Here is a 21,521-nt window from a genome sequence, read left to right as displayed (position 1 = left end):
AGCCCGAGCTTAACATTTAAGTTCGGGCTTTTGCACTTGGTAAAAAGTTTCCTTTACGAAAAAATTTTATCAAACTCATCTTCATCAAAACCACATAATAGTATCGGCTGACCATTATTTTTATCTGCCAGCTGACCTTCAACTATTGGACGCTTAATCATACTGGTATTTTCTATCAGCAAATCGATGGCAGTATCTATATTGGCATCAGCGGCTTGTTTTTGCTCGTCGGTCAGCTTGCGCCATGTCGTACCACGCTTATTCAATACTTTATCAATGCCTAGCTCATCTACCCAACGCTGTACGCTGTCTTTATCAATACCTTGCTTTTTATAATCATGAAAGTCATAGCTAACGCCTAGCTCATCAAGCTTAGTAAAAGCTTTTTTCATGGTGCTACAAGATTTGATACCGTAAATAGTGATGGTCATAAAAACTCCAAATCAATGATCGTTATTTTGTTTATTATACCTAACAGTCATCAGCATTTGGTTTATGACGACAAAAACCTTCATAAGCGTATTCACTTTGCAGATTTATCGCCTTTACGGTGAGCAAACGCTCTATCATATCGTCGCAATTTTTGCCAAATTACGCTATGCTATGGCATTGTAAAATTTTACCCAATTTATCTGTAATAACCTATTCCGAGCCAACTATGAGCAACGCCGTGACAGCAGAAACTGCTAATACTACCCATACCAATAATACTTCTATCGATAACGCCCAGTATCAGCCGCAACTTATTGAAGCTGCGCAGCAAGCCAAATGGGCAACTGACAAGCGTTTTGAAGTAAGTAATGAGCCAAGTGACAAACCAAGTCGCTACATGCTGTCGATGTTCCCTTACCCAAGCGGTAAGCTGCATATGGGTCACGTGCGTAACTATACGATCTCAGACGTACTGAGCCGTTATTATCGCCTGAAAGGCTATGAGGTCATGCAGCCAATGGGTTGGGACGGTTTTGGTCTGCCAGCAGAAAACGCAGCGATTGCCAATCAGACGCCGCCTGCCGAATGGACGTTTGCCAATATTGACAGCATGCGCGCGCAGCTTAAATTGCTTGGTTTGTCTATTGATTGGTCACGTGAATTTGCCACTTGTAGCCCTGAATATTATCAGTGGGAGCAGTGGTTATTTTTGCAATTATACAAAAAAGGCTTGGTTTATAAAAAGCTTGCCACCGTCAACTGGGATCCAGTCGATAATACGGTGTTAGCCAATGAGCAAGTCATTGATGGTAAAGGCTGGCGTAGTGGAGCGGCGGTCGAAAAGCGCGATATCCCGATGTATTACTTTAACATCACTGATTATGCCGATGAGCTGCTTGATGATTTAGACCAGTTAGAAGGTCACTGGCCATCAGAAGTACTGACCATGCAGCGCAACTGGATTGGTCGTAGTGCCGGTATGGAAGTCCATTTCCCTTATGAGCTGGCAGGCGAAACCAATACCTTAGATGTGTTCACGACGCGTCCTGATACCTTGATGGGCGTCACTTATGTCGCCGTTGCCGCTGAGCATCCATTGGCACAATATGCCGCTGAACAAGATGAGGCGATTGCCCAATTTAATGCGCTGTGTAAAAAAGGCTCAGTTGCTGAAGCAGATTTGGCTAAAGCTGAAAAAATCGGCATGGATACCGGGCTGACCGTGACTCACCCACTCACTGGTGAAGAAGTGCCTGTATGGGTTGCCAACTATGTACTGATGAGCTATGGCTCAGGTGCGGTGATGGCAGTTCCTGCTCATGATGAGCGCGATTATGAGTTTGCCACCAAATATAATTTGCCAATTAAGCAAGTGATTGACATTCCTGCTGGCTTTTTAGATCAAGTAGAAGCCGATGCCAAAGCCAATAATACGCAAAGTAACCGCGCTTATACCGAGCGCAATACCTTAGTCAATTCAGGCGAATTTGACGGCATGGACTTCAAGCAAGCGTTTGAAGCCATGCTAGCGAAGCTTGAGCCACAAAAGCTTGCCAAGAAAAAAATCCAATACCGTCTACGCGATTGGGGTGTTTCTCGCCAGCGCTATTGGGGCTGCCCTATCCCAATGGTCAACTGTGAGCATTGCGGTACGGTGCCGGTTGAAGAGCAAGATTTGCCAGTGGTCTTGCCAACTGACGTCGTCCCTGACGGTCGCGGTAATCCGCTAAAAAATATCCCAGAATTTGTCAATACCACTTGTCCTAAATGTGGTAATCCTGCTGAGCGCGAAACCGATACCTTTGACACCTTTGTCGAATCAAGCTGGTACTACGCGCGCTTCGCCAGTCCGCACGATACAACCAACATGGTCAACAAATCTGCGGCCAATAAATGGTTGCCAGTCGACCAATATATCGGCGGTGTCGAGCATGCGGTTATGCATTTGCTTTATGCGCGATTCTTCCATAAGCTCATGCGCGATGAAAACTTGGTATCAGGCGATGAGCCATTTGCCAATCTGATGACCCAAGGTATGGTACTTGCTGGTACTTTCTACCGCGTCAATGCCGATGGCAGTACCACTTATTACTTCACCGAAGACATCGATATCGACTATAACGAACGCGGTCAGCCGATTAAAGCGACTTTGAAATCTGACGGTCAGCCAGTGACGATTGGTAAAATCGAAAAAATGTCGAAGTCAAAAAACAACGGCGTCGACCCACAACTTACCATTGATAAATATGGCGCGGATACCGTTCGTTTATATACGCTATTTACTGCGCCTGCCGACCAAACCCTTGAATGGTCAGATGATGCGCTAAAAGGCCCTTATAACTTTGTTAAAAAAGTTTGGCGCATTGCGACCGAGCACATGCAAGCGCTTTCTGATGCCAATTTAACCCTTGAGCAGCTTAATAATGCAGCACTCAATACCGATAGCTTAAGCAAAGAAGCCAAAGCCCTACGCCGTAAAACCCATGAAACCATTGGCAAGATTGATAGTGATTTGGGTAAACGCTTGGCACTTAATACGCCAGTTTCTAGCTTAATGGAGCTTGCCAATGAGCTTGCTAACTTTAAAGCAAACGGCGAGCAAGACTTGCAAGTACAGCATGAAGCTTTGATTGATTTATTGATTATCCTCTCGGTATACGCGCCGCACATCGGTGAGCATGTGCTTGAGCAATTAGGTATGGATACCGTTACTCTAGGCTATCCAGAAGTCGATACAAGCGCTCTCGTGCAAGATATGATTACAATGGTGGTGCAGGTGAACGGTAAAATGCGCGGTAAAATGGATGTCGCACCTAATAGCGATCCTGAGCAGCTAAAAGCGCAAGCAAAAGCGCTTGAAGGCGTGGCAAAATTCCTTACAGGCGAGATTAAAAAAGAAATCGTCGTACCGAATAAACTGGTTAATATCGTGGTGGCAGGCTAGACCTTTTAAGGATTAAGTTTTTAAACGCTGCGACTTCAATCATGGCGTTTTCAAACTCTCTTTCTTGGGTCTTCTTATCAAAATAAGGATAGCGATTATGTCGTATAAGCACCGAGCTTTGCAGGCACAGCAAACAAAATCAGACGGACAAAGCACCATGACTTATAAATCAAGCGCGCAAAAACTGGCAACGATGCTACTGACAGCTTTGCCAATGTTTGCAGTTTTGGGCGCAGGTGCTAGTCTTAGTGGTTGCGGCTTTCAGCTACGCGGCTATGATGCGCCAATGTTGTTTGACGTCAACAAAACCGCGGTGATTATCGAAGACAATCGCACCTCATTTCCATTAAAACTGCCCCTCGTCAGTCGCTTAAAAGCGTTAGGGGTCGAAGTTATTGATAATATGACCTTAGCAGATGTGGCTAACAATAACCGAAAAGCGGGCGCTGAACCTATCGCGGCAATCACCGTGAACAATGTCCGCTTTAAGCGTTACGAGTTAGTTGGCGTCTTAACAGAGATTCGCTTGGTAATGTCAGCTGATGTTAGCTATCAAAGCATCGAGAATGGCAAACCTGTGACACTGACCAACCCTATCCAAGTTGAGCGTAGCTACCAGTATAACGAAGCATCGGTAAGTACCGATGATCAGCAAGGCGACCAAATTCGTGATTGGCTTTACGATAGTTTAGCACGCCGAATTACTGACCAATATGTGGCGATTGCGCTGCCTAAGATTGCTCCTAACAGTAGCAAACCCGCTATGCAAAATGGTAAAGGCTCAGTATCTACTGCCGTGATAGCACCAAAATCTTAATGTTAGTTTTTTATTTTTAAAATTAATTTTTAAAAACATCCTTATTAAAACTGCCTATATTTAAACGCTTTTCTGTTTAAAGCGTTTAAATATAACCAGCTTTAATCACCTATTCATAACCTTGTGTCATTCTCTCTATGCAAGATACCTTTATACAAGCTTATCCAAAACTGCTACAGCCTTCCGTTGCAGTAGCGGGCTTGTGGTTGGCGCACGGTGATGAGCCGTTACTCAGTCAATGGCTTATCGATGCGCTGCGTCCGCATTGGCGCGCACAGAATTACGCTATTAAGCGTATCGAGCTGGTATCAGTGAAGAGTTGGCAAGAAGTGTTGTCAGAGCTTGTCAGTCAGTCTTTATTCGATGATGCAAGTGCGCTTATCGTAACAGGCAACCATAAACCTGATAAAGCCGTTATTGCCGAGCTTGAACGTTTTGCCATCGATGCGCAGACAGGGGCGCATAGCCATAGCTTGTTATGGCTCACACCAAAGCAAGACAAACGCGCGCAGACCAGCAAATGGTTTGCACCGTTTGCGCAATATGGTCATATTATCGATTGCAATTTGTATAACGAGCAGCAGCGCCAGCAGTTATTGCAGATACAAGCCCAGCAGTTTGGCTTAACCTTATCGCAAGAAGCTTGGCAACTCTTGATGTCACATACCGAACATCATCTGCTTAGTGCCTATCAAACCTTGTGGCGGCTATCGTATTTATTTGCGCCGCAATTGATGGCAGAGGTTGATAGTAAAAATACTAGTCATGAAAACCCTTCTAGCCAGCCTCTGACAAACGTGGCATTAGATATTAATGATTTACAAGCGGCATTGGTCAGTGATGCGCAGTTTAGTGTGTTCGATTTATCCGATGCCATGCTTGCTGGCAATAGCGCCCAAGTTGCCAAAATTATCTTTCAACTTAAAGCCACTGATGAACCAACCACTTTGGTTTTATGGGCAATTAGTAAAGACATGCGCCAGATTATACAACTAATGGATGGACAAGACCCGCAAGCACTTGGCATTTGGCGTAGCAAACAAGGCCTATATCAGCAAGCGTGCCGCCGCCACTCAAAATCTCAAACAGCCACTTGGCCAGCATTGCTTTATAAATGTGACCAAGCGATTAAGGGTTTGGTGCGCCAGCCAGCGTGGGAGTTATTATTACAAGCAGCGCTTGAGCTATCAGGGCAACGTCTGTTTAAAGCCCATTAGACTATCAGGCAAGCAAGCAAAAAAACGTCTTCCTGTCCCGCGTCATCATCTAAAGCATTTATTACTAAACAACTCATCATTTTTTCTTATTTAACCCTCTATGTAGGGTTGTTTTTTTGTTTAAAATTTAATAGTTATTACCGTTACAATTCTTCCTCTTAACGTTTCGCAAACTAATTGCCATTCCCTTTTGGTCGCCAAGCCTCTACTATAGCTACACTTGATTTAACTGTGATTGGATTGTTGTCATGCGCAAAATGAGCAAAAAGTCTGCTATTAAATGGGGCGTCATTGCCCTTGTCATCGTAGCTTTAGGGGCTTTAGCCTACAAAACCTTTAAACCAAAAGACACCACACCCAACTATCTAACGGCGACCGCTGAGATTGGCGATATCGAAAATAACGTCATGGCATCGGGTAAAGTAAAGGCGTTAAATACCGTCGATGTGGGTGCGCAGGTATCTGGTGAAGTGACGCGGCTGTTTGTCGACGTCGGCGATGAAGTCAAAAAAGGCGATTTAATTGCGCAGATTGATCAGGTGACGCAAAAGAATAATTTAAGTAATGAGCAAGCGAGCCTCGAGCAAAGTGAAGCGGCGTTACAAAGCGCGCGTGCCGAGTCGCTAAGCCGTCAAGCGAGTCTAAAAAGTGCGCAAGCGGATCTTGCCAGCCGTCAAGCTGAATTAAAGCAAGCACAAGCAGATTTCTCACGCTTGCAAGGTTTACTGGCTATCGATGCCATATCACAGCAAGATTACGATACGCAAGCGACCAAAGTTGCCACCGCACAAGCATCAGTCGCCAATGCCCGCGCTGCTATCGATACCGCAAAAGCAGCGATTGCAACAACTGAGGCCAATATCAACAGCCAACAGGCAGCATTACGTAAATCTCAAACCAACGTTAGCACTGCGCAGGAAGATTTAAGCTATACCACCATCCGTGCGCCGATGTCAGGAACAGTGGTATCGGTGACCACTGAGCAAGGGACGACGGTCAACGCCAATCAGACTGCGCCAACCATCGTTACCTTAGCGGATTTATCCACCGTGCGTATCAATGCGCAAATCTCTGAAGCCGACGTTATTAACGTCAAAGCAGGCTTGCCCGTTTATTTTAATATCATCGGTAATCCCGACCAAAAATACGACGCGACCCTCAAAGCCATCGAACCCGCTCCTGAGAAAATCAGCGACACCAGCTCGACCGATGCAGCCATCTACTATGTCGGTTATATTGAAGTCCCTAATACCGAGCGCCGCTTTCGTATCGATATGACCGCGCAAGTTTATATCGTCATCAATCAAGCAAAAAATGCACTACTTATTCCTTCTGCTGCCCTACAGCCTGCCAGTAAATCTCGCAATTCTGGCAATGCTAAAAAGGGCGCAGCTACTGCTAATACTGCCGCAAGTGGTGATAATAACTCTCGCCCAGATAATGACTCTGGTGCAACCATGGCGATGGTACGTGTCCTTAAAGCCGATGGTGAAGTCGTTGAGCAAACGGTCAAAGTCGGTATCAATAACCGAGTTAATGCGGAAATATTAAGCGGTCTAAAAGAAGGTGATGAAGTCATATTAAGCGAAGAAGGTGCTGATAAAGGCAAAGGCGGTAAAGGTAGCAGAGGCGGTCGACCCTTCTAGTATTTAAAGTTTGCTAAGAATATTTAAATAAATCGACGCCAGCAGTACATCAACTTTGGCTTTGATAATGACTTAAGATTTGAGATAAGCAGGATAGCAAATGAGTAATCAAGACCTGACGCTTAATGCCACTGGCAAGCCTTTGATGGAAGTCAAAGGCTTGATTAGAGAGTTTCCAGCTGGTGAGCAGACCATTCGCGTCTTACATGATATCAATTTGACCATCAACCAAGGTGAGATGGTCGCTATCATTGGCCAATCGGGCTCAGGCAAATCCACCTTGATGAATATCTTGGGCTGCTTAGATCAAGCAACGGCGGGCGACTATAAAATATTTGGTCAATCGGTCAGCCGCTTAGATGCCGATGAGCTGGCAAAACTACGCCGTGAGCACTTCGGTTTTATTTTTCAGCGCTATCATCTATTGGGTGATATCAACGCCCGCGATAACGTTTCGGTACCCGCAGTCTATGCAGGGATGGATGGACAAGTTCGCAGCGAGCGCGCCGAAAAGCTATTGTCAGACTTAGGACTCGGCGACAAGGTAAATAATCGACCAAGTCAGCTATCGGGCGGTCAGCAGCAGCGTGTCTCTATCGCAAGGGCACTAATGAATGGCGGCGATATCATCTTAGCCGATGAGCCAACGGGTGCGCTTGATAGTAAATCGGGCGAAGATGTCGTCCAAATCCTCAAAGATTTAAATGCCCAAGGTCATACCATCATCATGGTCACCCACGACCCTAGCCTTGCCGCTCAAGCTGAGCGTGTCATTGAAATCAAAGACGGCTATATCATTGCCGACTATAAAAACGACGATTATCAGCATGCAGAACCACAGCCAGCCGCTGTCATAGATAAGCACCGTAAAAGCGCGTTTAGCAGCTTTATCGACCGCTTATTTGAAGCGTTTAAAATGTCCTTGCTTGCCATGCGCGCCCATAAAATGCGCACCTTATTGACGATGTTAGGAATTATCATTGGTATTGCGTCGGTGGTATCAGTCGTCGGTCTTGGTAAGGGCTCACAAGAGCAGATATTGTCCAATATCAGCTCTTTAGGTACCAATACCATCACCGTCACTGATGGCTACCCCTACGGCGACCCTAGACGGCAGTACAACGATGACAATCTAACCCCGCAAGACGCTCAAGCGGTCGCTGACCAGCCGTATGTGGTCAGTGTCAGCCCGCAGCTCAATAGCAATATGAACGTCCGCTATCGTAATATCCAAGAAGCTGCTAGCATTAGCGGCGTTGGTAAAGACTATCTTGATGTCAGCGGTGAAAAGTTAGCTCTAGGTCAAGGTTTCGATGAACAAAGTATCTTACGCCGTACCCAAGATATTATTATCGATGATAATGCCAATAAGACCTTTTTCCCCGACAATGCCAATCCGATTGGCGAAGTCTTACTCATAGGCAGCGTTCCTGGGCGCGTTATTGGCGTCTTAGAGCCAAACGATGGCGGCTTTCGTCGTAGCGTTGATTCGCCTACGCTCTATATGCCCTACACTACCATGATGTCGCGGCTGATAGGCAGCGCTTATATTGAAAGCTTTGTCGCGCTGATTGATAACAATATCTCCTCTGCCGCCGCTGAAGCTGCTATCTCTGAGCTTATGATAGGTCGGCATGGCACCGATGATTTTCGCATCCGTAACTCAGACTCGATTCGCCAAACCATTGAAGCGACCACCGCAACAATGACCTTGCTGATATCTTCTATCGCTATTATCTCGCTAATCGTCGGCGGTATTGGCGTCATGAACATCATGCTGGTATCAGTGACCGAGCGCACCAATGAGATTGGCGTACGTATGGCCGTTGGAGCGCGTCAAAGCGATATCATGCAGCAGTTTCTCATTGAAGCCGTTTTGGTCTGTATTTTAGGCGGACTATTGGGGATTGGGCTGGCGTTTGCCATCGGTGAAATCATCAATCGTGTTGGTGGTGACAGCTTCCAAGTCATTTATTCACCAACATCTATTATTGCCGCCTTTATTTGCTCGACGCTGATTGGGGTTGTTTTCGGCTTCTTGCCTGCACGTAACGCTGCCAAATTAGATCCCGTAGAAGCACTATCTAGAGATTAGAATAATTTTATGACCAATTACTAAAGATCAATATTAAAAAATAAGGGTAAAAATAGCGTTCGAAACGTAATTTTTATAAAATGCTAAGGTCTCTAAAAGTCAGTTAACGCTTAAATTTAAAAAAATAGGATTAATTTACACTGATTTGCACTTTTTTTAGCATTCGGGGTTGTAATTGTCATAATTATATATATAATGTGCTCTCACGTTTAGAGATACAAATAATCTAAACGGGTAAACAAGCTTATTGTCTCTTTTGATATTGATTCATGAATAGATAAAGAAACTAAGCTTAAGACATTTTTTAGATGTCTGGTTTTAATAAATTTTCCTTTAAGGAAATTTATCTTGCGAAGCTAAAATTGTCATGCAATTTTTTAACGCTTCTCAGGGCCGATAGCTCAGTTGGTAGAGCAGTTGACTTTTAATCAATTGGTCCCGCGTTCGAGTCGCGGTCGGCCCACCATATTTAGTAGTATCCTTGTCATGTATGCTACCCTATCCGGTAGTGGCGTAATAAGTTTAAAGACATTGTTTTTGATGTCAAGTTTTAATAAATTTCCCTTTAAGGAAATTTATCTTGCGAAGCTAAAATTGTCATGCAATTTTTTAACGCTTCTCAGGGCCGATAGCTCAGTTGGTAGAGCAGTTGACTTTTAATCAATTGGTCCCGCGTTCGAGTCGCGGTCGGCCCACCATATTTAAGAAAGCCCAGTCATTTAATGATTGGGCTTTTTTTTATGCGCTTTTTATTTTGGTGAAGCTTTAGTTTATAGCGTAAACGTTTTTAGCTTTCAACGTTTACGCTTACGGAGGCTAAAGCCATCATCTTGGCGCCAAAGCAATTTATGTTTAATGGTATCTTTGATGGTGCGCCGATGTTTAGGCGCTTGTGCAATTAGACTGTCAAAAGTTGCAGCATCGATACCCAACTCACAGCCATGCGCCATCATGACATTAGACGGTTGTAAGTCTTTTACCTTTTGTAGCGACTTGATATAAACTTTGGGATCATAAATAGGAAATGGCGCGACAAACTTATGGCGCAGCTTGATGATTAAATCGGCGGTATAGACCTCACGACTTGGCAGATGAAATAAAGACAAATCACGATCTGTATGCCCTGGCGTCTCAAATACCTGCCAATCATCAAAATGCGGTACGGTATCGCCATCACTAACGGTCAAATCAGGTTGCAGATGCGCAGGATACCAGAGCCTTTTAAAAGGACGTCCTTGACGCTTGGCCACATAGTGAGCTAAACCCAAATCAATCAAATGCATGACTTGCCCGCCAATGCCGCTATACCACTGCGTGTCTCTAGCAGCCGAGACAATCAAGCAACCAGTGGCTTTTCTAAGCTTATGCGCGCCGCCGGCATGATCTGGATGCATATGAGTAACGACCACTACTTTTAAATCAGTAATAGGACGCTTTAGCGTATCTTTAATATAACCCAACACCAGCGCCACATCAGGGCGACAACCGCCGTCCAATAGCATTAATTTATCTGGATAAACCGCCAGATAGCTACTTTGAATATAGCCATCCAAACGTACGATTTGACATAAACTCATTTATCTTCCTTGACCGCTTTTCTTGTCATTCCTATGTTTCATTAACGAATTATTTATTCACTTTATTGCTAATACGATGAAAGCTTGTCCTTTAGTATAACGCTCGCTATCCTAAAATAAATGTCTTTGAGTGAACGCTTGTGACTAGAGATAAATCGCTGATAACGTATTGATAGGATATTTAAAACGTTACCCAATAAAAAACCCAGCGCAGCGGCTGAGTTTTTTATTATTACAAGAGGGAGTTAATAAGCTAAATGTCAATTAAGCCAAGTCGCGTACCTTTGGCTCACGCTCCCACAAACGTGATTTGGCATTTTCAATAAAGCTATCAATCTCAGCGAGTGGCGTCACAAACGCATCTTTTTCAACGGGTAGTTTGCTTAAGATAAACTCATCGGTCGCGCCGCAATAAGCAATCGCTTTGCAGTGCACATAAGCATCATTGAACCAATCCAACGTTGCGCTGTCTTTAGCCAGCTTCTTCGCTTGATCTGGCATAATGATACTAACCACGGCATCAAACATGACTGACGGACCACCAGAGACACGCTCATCGGCTTGTATGATAGTGCCATCATCTAAAGTGACTTCTTTATTTGGTGCCACAATCTTAACGCGCGCGCCCTCTGCCATAGCCGCCTCTTCAAATTTCTTAATCTCACTATGCTTTGAGCCTTCTGCGACTAAAATCCCAATCATTCGTGCCTTTAAACTCTTTGGCGTACGACCAATGGTTTGTAATGGCTCAGAGGTTGGCAAATCTTGTACTGGCGCTGCTGGTTCTATTGCTTCTGGTAGTTTCACTCCTAATGCCGTTGCCACACGATTTGCCAAGTCTTCGTCAATGTTCACTAAATGACCAAGCATTCGTGTTCGTACATGCGGGGTATCTACTTTGCCAAGCTCAAACGCATAAGCAGAAGCGATATGAGCTTGCTCAGCTGGCGTCTGGCTACGGTAAAACATACGCGGTTGACTATAATGGTCCGCAAAGCTTTCAGCGCGCACGCGACCTTTAATGCCATCATCTAGCTGCTCGTGGAACGACTCAAAGCCTTTTTTTACGCTTTCACGTGGGCGCTCAGGATCTAAACTTTGTGGATCATACAGAGTACGAGTTTTCGGTATTTGCATTTGCATATGACCGTCTTGCTGATTGTTTGCAAACGGACATTTTGGCGCATTAATCGGAATCTGCGCAAAGTTTGGTGATCCCAAACGTGACAGCTGCGTATCTAGATAGCTAAATAAGCGGCCTTGCAATAATGGGTCGTTACTAAAGTCGATGCCCGGTGGCAAATGCGATGGGCAGAAAGCCACTTGCTCAGTCTCAGAGAAGAAGTTATCTGGATAGCGATTGAGTACCATTTTACCTACGATGCGCACGGGTACCAATTCTTCTGGAATCAGTTTGGTCGCGTCTAAGTGATCAAATGGGAACTCATTGGCTTCTTCTTCAGTAAATAACTGAACACCGAACTCCCACTCTGGATAATCGCCATTATTAATCGCTTCAAATAAATCACGGCGATTATAATCAGGATCGGCGCCCGAGATTTTGACTGCTTCATCCCAAATCAGCGATTGTACCCCAAGGACTGGTTTCCAATGGAAACGTACAAAGGTGCTCTTGCCATCTTTATTAATAAAACGATAACTGTGAATACCAAAGCCTTCCATCATACCAAAGCTACGCGGTAGCGCGCGGTCACTCATCAGCCAAATGACATTGTGCATGGTTTCAGGGCTAAGCGAGACAAAATCCCAAAAGGTATCATGAGCAGAGGCTGCCTGCGGAAAGCCGCGATCTGGTTCTGGTTTCACCGCGTGTACCAAATCAGGGAATTTCATCGCATCTTGAATAAAGAAAATCGGCATATTATTACCGACGATATCCCAGTTACCCTCTTCGGTATAAATCTTCACCGCAAAACCGCGCACATCACGCGGCGTATCTTTTGAGCCCTTATTACCCGCTACGGTAGAAAAACGGGTAAACAAAGGCGTCTGCTTACCCGTTTCGGTAAGAATTTTCGCTGTCGTATACTCTTCTAATGATTCGGTCAGCTCAAAATAACCATGGGCGGCACTACCACGCGCATGCACCACACGCTCAGGAATACGCTCATGGTCAAAATGCGTAATTTTTTCGCGTAAAACAAAATCTTCTAATAACGTGGGGCCACGAGTATTGGCTCTAAGCGAGTTTTGATTGTCAGAAATGACAACACCTTGCTGAGTGGTCATCGCTCTTGTATCACCATCGGTACGCTGATGCGTTTCACCGCCATTACCACGTTCGGTATTCATATTTTTAGCGGGGTCGGTATGATCAATATTCTTCTTCATAAAATATCCTAGCTAATGAGTAAAATGGACTACAGGTAGCCCACCAAATAAGCACCAACACAGTTTTATATCCTTAGAGATAGCTTTGACTTCAGATGTCGTTTAATTGTCTGTGTTCAGCGCGATTGTTTCTTAATAGATGAGAAAGCTGTTAGACATTGATACATGACAGCATCGATAAGCTCATCAATTATATTACTCAAAATCTGCCGTCGGTATGTCAAATATATCGTTAAGCGTGTTGATTTTTGGTTACGCATCAGCCAAATCACGTCTGTTTGCAGACACGTTTTTATAGTGAAATGATGATGAGGATAAAGACAGAAAAAGCTGATGAGCAGCTATGTATGAAGGGTTGCAAACAGTTAAATAAAACATATACAAACCTACCTATTTATTACTATAATAGATAGATTATATCTATAATATAGAGAGCAAGTTATGGGGAAACTGGTTAGTATTGGGGAGGCTGCCAAACATTTCGGGGTTGCTCAATCCACATTAAGACGTTGGGATGAGGATGGTACGTTAGTCGCCAAGCGAACCGAAAACGGGCATAGGCGATATGATTTAAGTGAAATCAGACCGCATTCCTTGAATACACCACCTAAATTAGACCGAAAAACCATTGCTTATGCTCGTGTGTCGAGTCGTGATCAAAAAGACGACTTACTTCGCCAGTCTCAAGTTTTGGAACTTTATTGTGCCAGGCAAGGCTGGACTTTTGAGACGATTACCGATCTTGGTAGTGGAATGAATTATAAAAAGAAAGGCTTAAAAAACCTGCTTGATGACATACTGAGCAATAAAGTTGAACGGCTGGTAATTACCCATCAAGACAGGCTTTTACGATTTGGTGCAGAACTGGTTTTCATGTTGTGTGAGGCTCGTGACGTTGAAGTGGTAATAATCAATCAAGGTGAAGAGTTGAGTTTTGAGCAAGAATTAGCCCAAGATGTATTGGAGATTATCACCGTATTTTCAGCGAGGCTATACGGCTCTAGCAGCAAGAAAAACCAACAATTAATAGAGGCGGTTAAAAAAGCATTATGATCCGTGGACACATTATCGAACTCAAGCCAAACAACGTACAGGCAAATCATCTTGCTCGTGCTTGTGGCGTGGCGAGAAAAGCCTACAACTGGGCTTTGCATGAGTGGCAGCGGCAGTATGCGCTTGACAAAGCGTACCGTGATGCGTGTTTGGCCGCAGGCGTTGAGGTTGATACTAAAAATCTAAACAAGCCCTCACAGGCGAAGCTCAGACGCGAATTGAACGCCATTAAGCGTGAATTATTCCCCTATATGCTGGAAGTGACCAAATGCGCTCCGCAGGCGGCAATCATGCAGTTGGGTGATGCTTATAACAACTTCTTTAAAGGCTTAGCGAAATACCCAACCGCTCGTAAAAAAGGCCGTGACGATAGATTCAGTTTATCCAACGACCAATTTGCCATTAAAGGTAAATCCATTCGTATCCCAAACTTGGGCTGGGTTCGCTTAAAAGAAGCTTTACGTTTTGACGGCAAGATCATGTCAGCCACCATCTCTAAACGTGGCGGTAAGTGGTTTGTTAGTGTGGCTGTTGAAATACAAAAAGCTGTAATTCCTACTAAAAAGACAGGTAAAAGCGTTGGTGTTGATCTTGGTATTACCGACTTACTGGTTTTATCAGACGGCACTAAAATTAAAGCGCCAAAACCACTTCAAGCAAACCTTAAAAAACTAAGAACGCTAAACAAAGCGCTCAGTCGCACTAAAAAAGGCAGTAAAAACAGAGATAAAGCGAAAACCAAGCTCTCTCGTTTGCACTATAAGATCAGGTGTATTAGGCAAGATTCTCTCCATCAAATCACAACAAGTCTGGTTAATGAGTTCGATGTGATTGCGATTGAGGATTTGAATGTCAAAGGTATGGTTAAGAACAGGCGGCTATCAAGAGCTATCAGTGACTTGGGTTTCTTTGAGTTTAAGCGACAGCTTATCTACAAAGCCACTGAGCAAGGCAAGGTTGTGAAATCAGTCGGACCCTTCTACCCAAGCTCAAAAACCTGTTCAAACTGCAATCATATCCTTGGTAAAGATGAGCTAACATTGAAAATGCGTGAGTGGTTGTGCCCTAACTGTCAGGTTTCTCATGACCGTGACCTCAACGCCAGCATCAATATTTTAAATAACGCGACTGTTATTTTAACAGCTGCATAATCCTGTTTATTGGACGGTGAGTTCCATCGCCAATTAAAAAAGTCTGTGGAGTCGTGGTCAGTCTAAATCTCAAATGAGAAATAGCGCGTGACAATGAAGCAGAAAGAAAACGTCAAACCTATCTAATAGTCAATATTGGCTAGGTTTGAGTAAGATTTTTGGAACGGTTAAACGCTATAAAAAGGACTTTAAGGTTTTGGCGGATAAATATGATTAGAATGACTTAGAAGATAGGAGTGAGTTTTTAAAATATACTTTTAAAATATTATAGTAAGTTAGCTTTTTTTTGAAAAACTAATATTTCATTGTTGGCGGGCATTTTATAGCGATTTATTAGCAGTAAATGCTGTTTTTCTGCTACTGCTATGATGTCTTCTAAGGCGCGAATGCCGCTGTTGCTATCACGCTGTCGAAGACTATAGTCAAACTGTCGATTACTATCACTGCTATAACGGCCATTTTCGTTAAAGGGTCCATAAATGATGAACTTTCCCTCTAAAGGTAGCATATTGCCGACCAACTCAAATAACTTCCTGACTAAAAACCACGACATAATATGCAAAGTATTGGCGGTAAATACCGCATCGTAAGGCGCATTGATAGTCTTATTTATCGGCACTGAATCAGACGATACATCAAAGCTAAGCGGCGCATATAAATTCAGGGCAGGATACGCAGCATGCCAAGCATTGATAATGGCATGATTAGCAAGCACATCACTGGTCTGCCAGTGTAAATGCGTCAAACGTGGCGCAAAATAGACACTATGCTGCCCCGTCCCTGAACCCACTTCCAAGACATGATGCGATTTTTTTAACTCTTGCTGTAAGACTTCTAGTATTGGCTGCTGATTATTTTCACACGCTTGAGAAAATGGTAGATTAGAAACTATATTCCCTAAGTTATCCTTAACCATAAAAACACCTTATTAATAAATACCCGATTCTACCCCAGCTGCCAGTGTCATCGCCAACTCTTCGACTTGCTCAGTAAATACCTCTTGCCAATCACCTTGTAAAATCAGCGCTTCTTGAATCCATTCCCAGCGCAACCCAGTGGTAATGGTCTTTATGGCAAGCTTGGTACCCGTACCATCATGACCTGCACGAACATATAGTGCAAACGGCATGCCCTGCTTCTTCTCTAACACCGAATAATAACAGCGATCAAAAAAGTCTTTGGTCAGCCCCGCCATATATGCCAAGTTCTCAGTCGTGCCTAATAATAATGCATCCGCAGCTAACACATCTTCAGGCTGCGTATCTTGAGGAGATTTGATTATGACGTTGATATCTATATCGGAGTGATTAGCACCATCGTAGGCTGATTGCGCTAGCTTTTTGGTATTCGGTGATGGCGCATGTGCGACGATAAGTAAGGTTTTGCTAGCCATATCAACACCTTTATAGAAGTTATTAGTTCTTGCAGTTAAGAACTCTTAGAATTAATAGTCACCTTTTGAATGATATCAGGATGGATACTTTTCGCAACCGGACAAGTCAGCGCAGTGTTGTAAAGTATTTTTTGCGTTTTATCGTCTAATGCTTGACTAAAAGTGATCTCGACATGTATTTCACTGACACGTCTTGGGTCAGCAGCCATTATTTTGGTCACCTCAGCTGTGGTACCTGCAATGTCGATTTCCATATCACGCGCTTTAATACCGATAATCGTCAACATACAACTGGCTAAGCTGGTCGCCAATAAATCAGTCGGTGAAAATGCTTCACCTTTACCCTGATTATCCACTGGCGCATCAGTAATAATTTCATTGTTTGATTGCAAGTGAATGGCTGTGGTGCGTAGGTCGCCTTGATAGGTTACTTTTGAGGTAGTCATAGTTTTCTCTCATACGAAAAACAGTAAATCAAAATTTTTAATACAATTAGGAAGAGTTATTTAATAACCACTTAGATTCAAAAATATATTGAACGATATAATTTATATATCAACAGTATACTATCACTCATTTAATAACTCTTTATAAAGTTTTGAGGCCATGATCTGTGGTAAACCACTTAGCATTAGCCCTTGTACTATATACTTTTCGCTATGAAGTGCAGTGAAAGGGTTTTCAAAAACCTCCATTCTAACAAGCTCTTCACACATCCAAGTGACATTGGCATTTAACATACGTATACCAAAATATTTATTCACAGTATACATGTAGAATATTTCTGAGCTCATACCCAGCCAAAGGATCAATCGTTGGTCAATAGTTTGATCTAGACTATTTGCTACTTTTAAGGCAGAGGGTGTCAGACTAGAAAAGGCAATATTTAATATCTGATAACTTAAATCAAGGGGCTGTAGTAGATAAGCCCTATGCTAGACTACTTTTATGAAGATAACCCGTTGTAAACTAAGTAAAAAAGTTCAGCGAAGGCTCTTAGAGTTTTACGCAGCTGAAGTAACTGCTAGAACAGCCGCAGATTTGCTCAATATTCAGCCTAACACTGCTGCACTTTTTTATCATAAAATAAGACTTGTGATAGATTACCATCTCTCATTAGAAGCTGATGAGCTCTTTTAGGCGTAAGTCAAATTAGATGAAAGTTACTTTGGCGGTGTGCGCAAAGGCAAAAGAGGTCGCGGAGCTGCTGGTAAAACAGCCGTATTTGGTATACTAAAACGAAATGGCAAGGTTTATACCATTGTCGTAGCAGACACCAAACAGACTACTTTAATACCTGTTATTAAGCGTAAAATCAAGCCTGATAGCTTTGTTTATACGGATAGTTATCGAAGTTACAATGCATTGGATGTGAGCGAGTTTAAACATTTCAGAGTCAATCACTCTAAAGAGTTCACTTGTGGTAAAAATAATCATATCAATGGCATTGAGAACTTTTGGAATCAGTCTAAACGAACTCTCAGAAAATATAATGGGATCGATAAAAAGAACTTCCATTTGTTTTTAAAAGAGTGTGAGTTTAGATTTAACTATGGCTCACCATCTCATCAGCTTAAAACGCTGAGAAAATGGTGTGATATTTAACCCTTATCTACTACAGCCCCTTAATAATTATTTAGCTTAAAGCAGCCAAAAGAAAACCCCCTTACGCATTCACGTAAGGGGGTAATCGGAATAGAGAGCTGACGATGACCTACTCTCACATGGCCGGAGCCACACTACCATTGGCGCGATGATGTTTCACTTCTGAGTTCGGGAAGGGATCAGGTGGTGCCATCATGCTATTGTCGTCAGCAAAGGGGGTTAGATATGAGTCTGTGTGTTTTAATGACTAGTGTCATCTTAATCCAACTGAATCAAGGATTAAGGTGATATCGAAATAATTAGACTTGATACAAACCACTTGGGTGTTGTATGGTCAAGCCAAACGAGCAATTAGTACAGGTTAGCTACACACATCGCTGTGCTTCCACACCCTGCCTATCAACGTCCTAGTCTTGAACGGCTCTTTAGGGAAATCTAATCTTGAGGTGGGCTTCCCGCTTAGATGCTTTCAGCGGTTATCCCATCCGAACGTAGCTACCGGGCAATGCCATTGGCATGACAACCCGAACACCAGTGGTTCGTCCACTCTGGTCCTCTCGTACTAGGAGCAGATCCTCTCAAATTTCCAACGCCCACGGTAGATAGGGACCGAACTGTCTCACGACGTTCTAAACCCAGCTCGCGTACCTCTTTAAATGGCGAACAGCCATACCCTTAGGACCTGCTTCAGCCCTAGGATGAGATGAGCCGACATCGAGGTGCCAAACACCGCCGTCGATATGAACTCTTGGGCGGTATCAGCCTGTTATCCCCAGAGTACCTTTTATCCGTTGAGCGATGGCCCTTCCATACAGAACCACCGGATCACTAAGACCTACTTTCGTACCTGCTCGACTTGTGGGTCTCGCAGTTAAGCGCGCTTTTGCCTTTATACTCTATGAACGATTTCCGACCGTTCTGAGCGCACCTTCGTACTCCTCCGTTACTCTTTAGGAGGAGACCGCCCCAGTCAAACTACCCACCATACATTGTCCTCGGTATTGTTATACCTGAGTTAGAACCCCGACATGACCAGGGTGGTATTTCAAGGATGGCTCCACCAAGACTAGCGTCTCGGCTTCAAAGCCTCCCACCTATCCTGCACAAGTCAGGTCAAAGTTCAATGTAAAGCTGTAGTAAAGGTTCACGGGGTCTTTCCGTCTAGCCGCGGGTACACAGCATCTTCACTGCGATTTCGATTTCACTGAGTCTCTGCTGGAGACAGCGCTGCCATCATTATGTCATTCGTGCAGGTCGGAACTTACCCGACAAGGAATTTCGCTACCTTAGGACCGTTATAGTTACGGCCGCCGTTTACTGGGGCTTCGATCAAGAGCTTCGCATACGCTAACCCCATCAATTAACCTTCCAGCACCGGGCAGACATCACACCCTATACGTCCACTTTCGTGTTTGCAGAGTGCTGTGTTTTTAATAAACAGTTGCAGCAGCCTGGTATCTGCGACTGCCAACAGCTCAAGGAGCAAGTCCTATCACCATCGGCAGCGTACCTTCTCCCGAAGTTACGGTACCATTTTGCCTAGTTCCTTCAGCAGAGTTCTCTCAAGCGCCTTGGTATTCTCTACCTGATCACCTGTGTCGGTTTAGGGTACGATTCGTTTATAACTATTGCTTAGAAGCTTTTCCTGGAAGCATGGTATTTGCCACTTCACGGTACAAGTACCGCTTGCTATCAGATCTCAGCCGTATTACAGTCCGGATTTGCCTAAACTGTAAGCCTACATCCTTTCACCTGGACAACCAACGCCAGGCTGACATAACCTACTCCGTCCCTCCATCGCATTATAAACAAGTATCGGAATATTAACCGATTTCCCATCGACTACGCCTTTCGGCCTCGCCTTAGGGGTCGACTCACCCAGCCCCGATTAACGTTGGACTGGAACCCTTGATCTTCCGGCGTGCGAGCTTTTCACTCGCATTATCGTTACTCACGTCAGCATTCGCTCTTGTGATACCTCCAGCATGCTTTACAACACACCTTCACAGGCTTACACAACGCTCCCCTACCACTTGAAAACAAATTCAAATCCGCAGCTTCGGCTCCTAGTTTGAGCCCCGTTACATCTTCCGCGCGGGCCGACTCGACTAGTGAGCTATTACGCTTTCTTTAAAGGATGGCTGCTTCTAAGCCAACCTCCTAGCTGTCTATGCCTTCCCACCTCGTTTCCCACTTAACTAGGAATTTGGGGCCTTAGCTGGCGGTCTGGGTTGTTTCCCTCTCCACAATGGACGTTAGCACCCACTGTGTGTCTCCCGGATATCACTCATCGGTATTCGGAGTTTGCATCGGTTTGGTAAGTCGGTATGACCCCCTAGCCGAAACAGTGCTCTACCCCCAATGGTGTTCGTCCGAGGCGCTACCTAAATAGCTTTCGGGGAGAACCAGCTATCACCGAGTTTGATTAGCCTTTCACCCCTATCCACAAGTCATCCCCTGGCTTTTCAACGACAGTGGGTTCGGTCCTCCGGTGCCTGTTACGGCACTTTCAACCTGCTCATGGATAGATCACTCGGTTTCGGGTCTATACCCTGCAACTAATCGCCCTATTAAGACTCGGTTTCCCTACGGCTCCCCTAAACGGTTAACCTTGCTACAGAATATAAGTCGCTGACCCATTATACAAAAGGTACGCGGTCACCCTAATAAATTAAGGCTCCCACTGCTTGTACGCACACGGTTTCAGGTTCTATTTCACTCCCCTCACAGGGGTTCTTTTCGCCTTTCCCTCACGGTACTGGTTCACTATCGGTCAGTCAGGAGTATTTAGCCTTGGAGGATGGTCCCCCCATCTTCAAACAGGATTTCTCGTGCCCCGCTCTACTTAATATGTTAACGCTAATGTTTCGAATACAGGACTATCACCTACTACGGTCAGCTTTCCCACGCTGTTCTTCTACATTAGCATTAATCGGCTTCTCCCCGTTCGCTCGCCGCTACTAGGGGAATCTCAATTGATGTCTATTCCTAAGGGTACTGAGATGTTTCACTTCCCCTCGTTCGCCTCTTATATAAATATAAGATAGCTAGCTTATGCTAGCTGGGTTTCCCCATTCAGAAATCTCCGGATCACAGGATATTGCCGCCTCCCCGAAGCTTATCGCAGGCTGTCACGTCTTTCATCGCCTCTGACTGCCAAGGCATCCACCATGTGCGCTTCATTACTTGACCATACAACCCCAAGTAGTCTTTCGACTTCAAAGTGTCATACAATCTAA

At 44.3% G+C, this 21,521-nt stretch carries 14 protein-coding genes, 2 tRNA genes, 2 rRNA genes and 1 pseudogene; 10 read left to right on the top strand and 9 right to left on the bottom strand.

Annotated elements, in window-relative coordinates:
• Positions 1-53: 53 nt before the first annotated feature.
• Positions 54-431: an arsenate reductase gene (locus RAH45_RS03315; RefSeq protein WP_191692459.1), complete on the bottom strand. Its 378-nt coding sequence runs from the start codon at positions 429-431 to the stop codon at positions 54-56.
• 227 nt (positions 432-658) lie between these two features.
• Between RAH45_RS03315 and leuS the strand changes: the two genes are divergently transcribed.
• The 7 genes from leuS to RAH45_RS03280 all read left to right on the top strand — a co-directional run bounded on the left by leuS (position 659) and on the right by RAH45_RS03280 (position 9,849).
• Positions 659-3,376 (top strand): leucine--tRNA ligase, encoded by a 2,718-nt coding sequence (leuS, locus tag RAH45_RS03310; RefSeq protein WP_373429174.1) that lies wholly within the window; start codon positions 659-661, stop codon positions 3,374-3,376.
• A gap of 157 nt (positions 3,377-3,533) precedes the next feature.
• Positions 3,534-4,193 (top strand): LPS-assembly lipoprotein LptE, encoded by a 660-nt coding sequence (locus RAH45_RS03305; RefSeq protein ID WP_198329107.1) that lies wholly within the window; start codon positions 3,534-3,536, stop codon positions 4,191-4,193.
• 137 nt (positions 4,194-4,330) lie between these two features.
• Positions 4,331-5,410: a DNA polymerase III subunit delta gene (locus RAH45_RS03300; RefSeq protein WP_198329095.1), complete on the top strand. Its 1,080-nt coding sequence runs from the start codon at positions 4,331-4,333 to the stop codon at positions 5,408-5,410.
• A gap of 248 nt (positions 5,411-5,658) precedes the next feature.
• Complete coding sequence (locus RAH45_RS03295) at positions 5,659-7,056, top strand: permuted SH3 domain-containing protein (protein WP_306495492.1); 1,398 nt, start codon at positions 5,659-5,661, stop codon at positions 7,054-7,056.
• A gap of 100 nt (positions 7,057-7,156) precedes the next feature.
• Complete coding sequence (locus tag RAH45_RS03290; protein WP_198329097.1) at positions 7,157-9,151, top strand: MacB family efflux pump subunit; 1,995 nt, start codon at positions 7,157-7,159, stop codon at positions 9,149-9,151.
• Between the two features lie 390 nt (positions 9,152-9,541).
• Positions 9,542-9,617 (top strand) — tRNA-Lys (locus RAH45_RS03285).
• A gap of 156 nt (positions 9,618-9,773) precedes the next feature.
• A tRNA-Lys gene (locus RAH45_RS03280) sits at positions 9,774-9,849 on the top strand.
• Between the two features lie 96 nt (positions 9,850-9,945).
• Here the strand turns inward: RAH45_RS03280 and RAH45_RS03275 are convergent.
• Positions 9,946-10,728 carry an MBL fold metallo-hydrolase gene (locus tag RAH45_RS03275; protein WP_191692456.1) on the bottom strand — a complete coding sequence of 261 codons (783 nt, stop codon included), beginning with the start codon at positions 10,726-10,728 and terminating at the stop codon, positions 9,946-9,948.
• Positions 10,729-10,992: 264 nt separating this feature from the next.
• A complete protein-coding gene (locus RAH45_RS03270) occupies positions 10,993-13,080 on the bottom strand; it encodes a catalase (RefSeq protein WP_306495491.1) in 2,088 nt (695 codons plus the stop codon).
• A 441-nt stretch (positions 13,081-13,521) separates the two neighbouring features.
• Here RAH45_RS03270 and RAH45_RS03265 point away from each other — a divergent pair, with 441 nt between their 5' ends.
• Positions 13,522-14,133: an IS607 family transposase gene (locus tag RAH45_RS03265; RefSeq protein WP_306495490.1), complete on the top strand. Its 612-nt coding sequence runs from the start codon at positions 13,522-13,524 to the stop codon at positions 14,131-14,133.
• On the top strand, positions 14,130-15,284 hold the full coding sequence (locus tag RAH45_RS03260; protein WP_306495489.1) for an RNA-guided endonuclease InsQ/TnpB family protein: 1,155 nt from the start codon (positions 14,130-14,132) through the stop codon (positions 15,282-15,284). The genes RAH45_RS03265 and RAH45_RS03260 overlap by 4 nt, the downstream gene beginning before the upstream one ends.
• Before the next feature lie 265 nt (positions 15,285-15,549).
• Here RAH45_RS03260 and RAH45_RS03255 read toward each other — a convergent pair whose 3' ends face one another.
• The 4 genes from RAH45_RS03255 to RAH45_RS03240 all read right to left on the bottom strand — a co-directional run bounded on the left by RAH45_RS03255 (position 15,550) and on the right by RAH45_RS03240 (position 17,417).
• Positions 15,550-16,200 (bottom strand): DUF938 domain-containing protein, encoded by a 651-nt coding sequence (locus tag RAH45_RS03255; protein ID WP_191692568.1) that lies wholly within the window; start codon positions 16,198-16,200, stop codon positions 15,550-15,552.
• Between the two features lie 12 nt (positions 16,201-16,212).
• Complete coding sequence (locus RAH45_RS03250) at positions 16,213-16,677, bottom strand: flavodoxin family protein (RefSeq protein ID WP_191692569.1); 465 nt, start codon at positions 16,675-16,677, stop codon at positions 16,213-16,215.
• 35 nt (positions 16,678-16,712) lie between these two features.
• Positions 16,713-17,123, bottom strand: coding sequence for an OsmC family protein (locus RAH45_RS03245; RefSeq protein ID WP_191692570.1), 411 nt, complete (start codon positions 17,121-17,123; stop codon positions 16,713-16,715).
• Between the two features lie 123 nt (positions 17,124-17,246).
• Positions 17,247-17,417, bottom strand: coding sequence for a hypothetical protein (locus tag RAH45_RS03240; protein ID WP_306495488.1), 171 nt, complete (start codon positions 17,415-17,417; stop codon positions 17,247-17,249).
• A 208-nt stretch (positions 17,418-17,625) separates the two neighbouring features.
• Between RAH45_RS03240 and RAH45_RS03235 the strand changes: the two are divergent.
• Positions 17,626-18,282 (top strand): annotated as a pseudogene (locus RAH45_RS03235) (IS1595 family transposase).
• A 96-nt stretch (positions 18,283-18,378) separates the two neighbouring features.
• Here RAH45_RS03235 and rrf read toward each other — a convergent pair.
• Positions 18,379-18,493, bottom strand: a 5S ribosomal RNA gene (gene rrf, locus RAH45_RS03230).
• A gap of 119 nt (positions 18,494-18,612) precedes the next feature.
• Positions 18,613-21,474 (bottom strand): 23S ribosomal RNA (locus tag RAH45_RS03225).
• Positions 21,475-21,521 lie beyond the last annotated feature (47 nt).

The sequence above is a fragment of the Psychrobacter sp. van23A genome (assembly GCF_030845275.1).
GTDB classification, from domain to species: Bacteria; Pseudomonadota; Gammaproteobacteria; order Pseudomonadales; family Moraxellaceae; genus Psychrobacter; species Psychrobacter faecalis.
The sequence above is the reverse complement of the archived record's forward strand: the minus strand, read 5'-3'. Positions and strand labels throughout refer to the sequence as shown.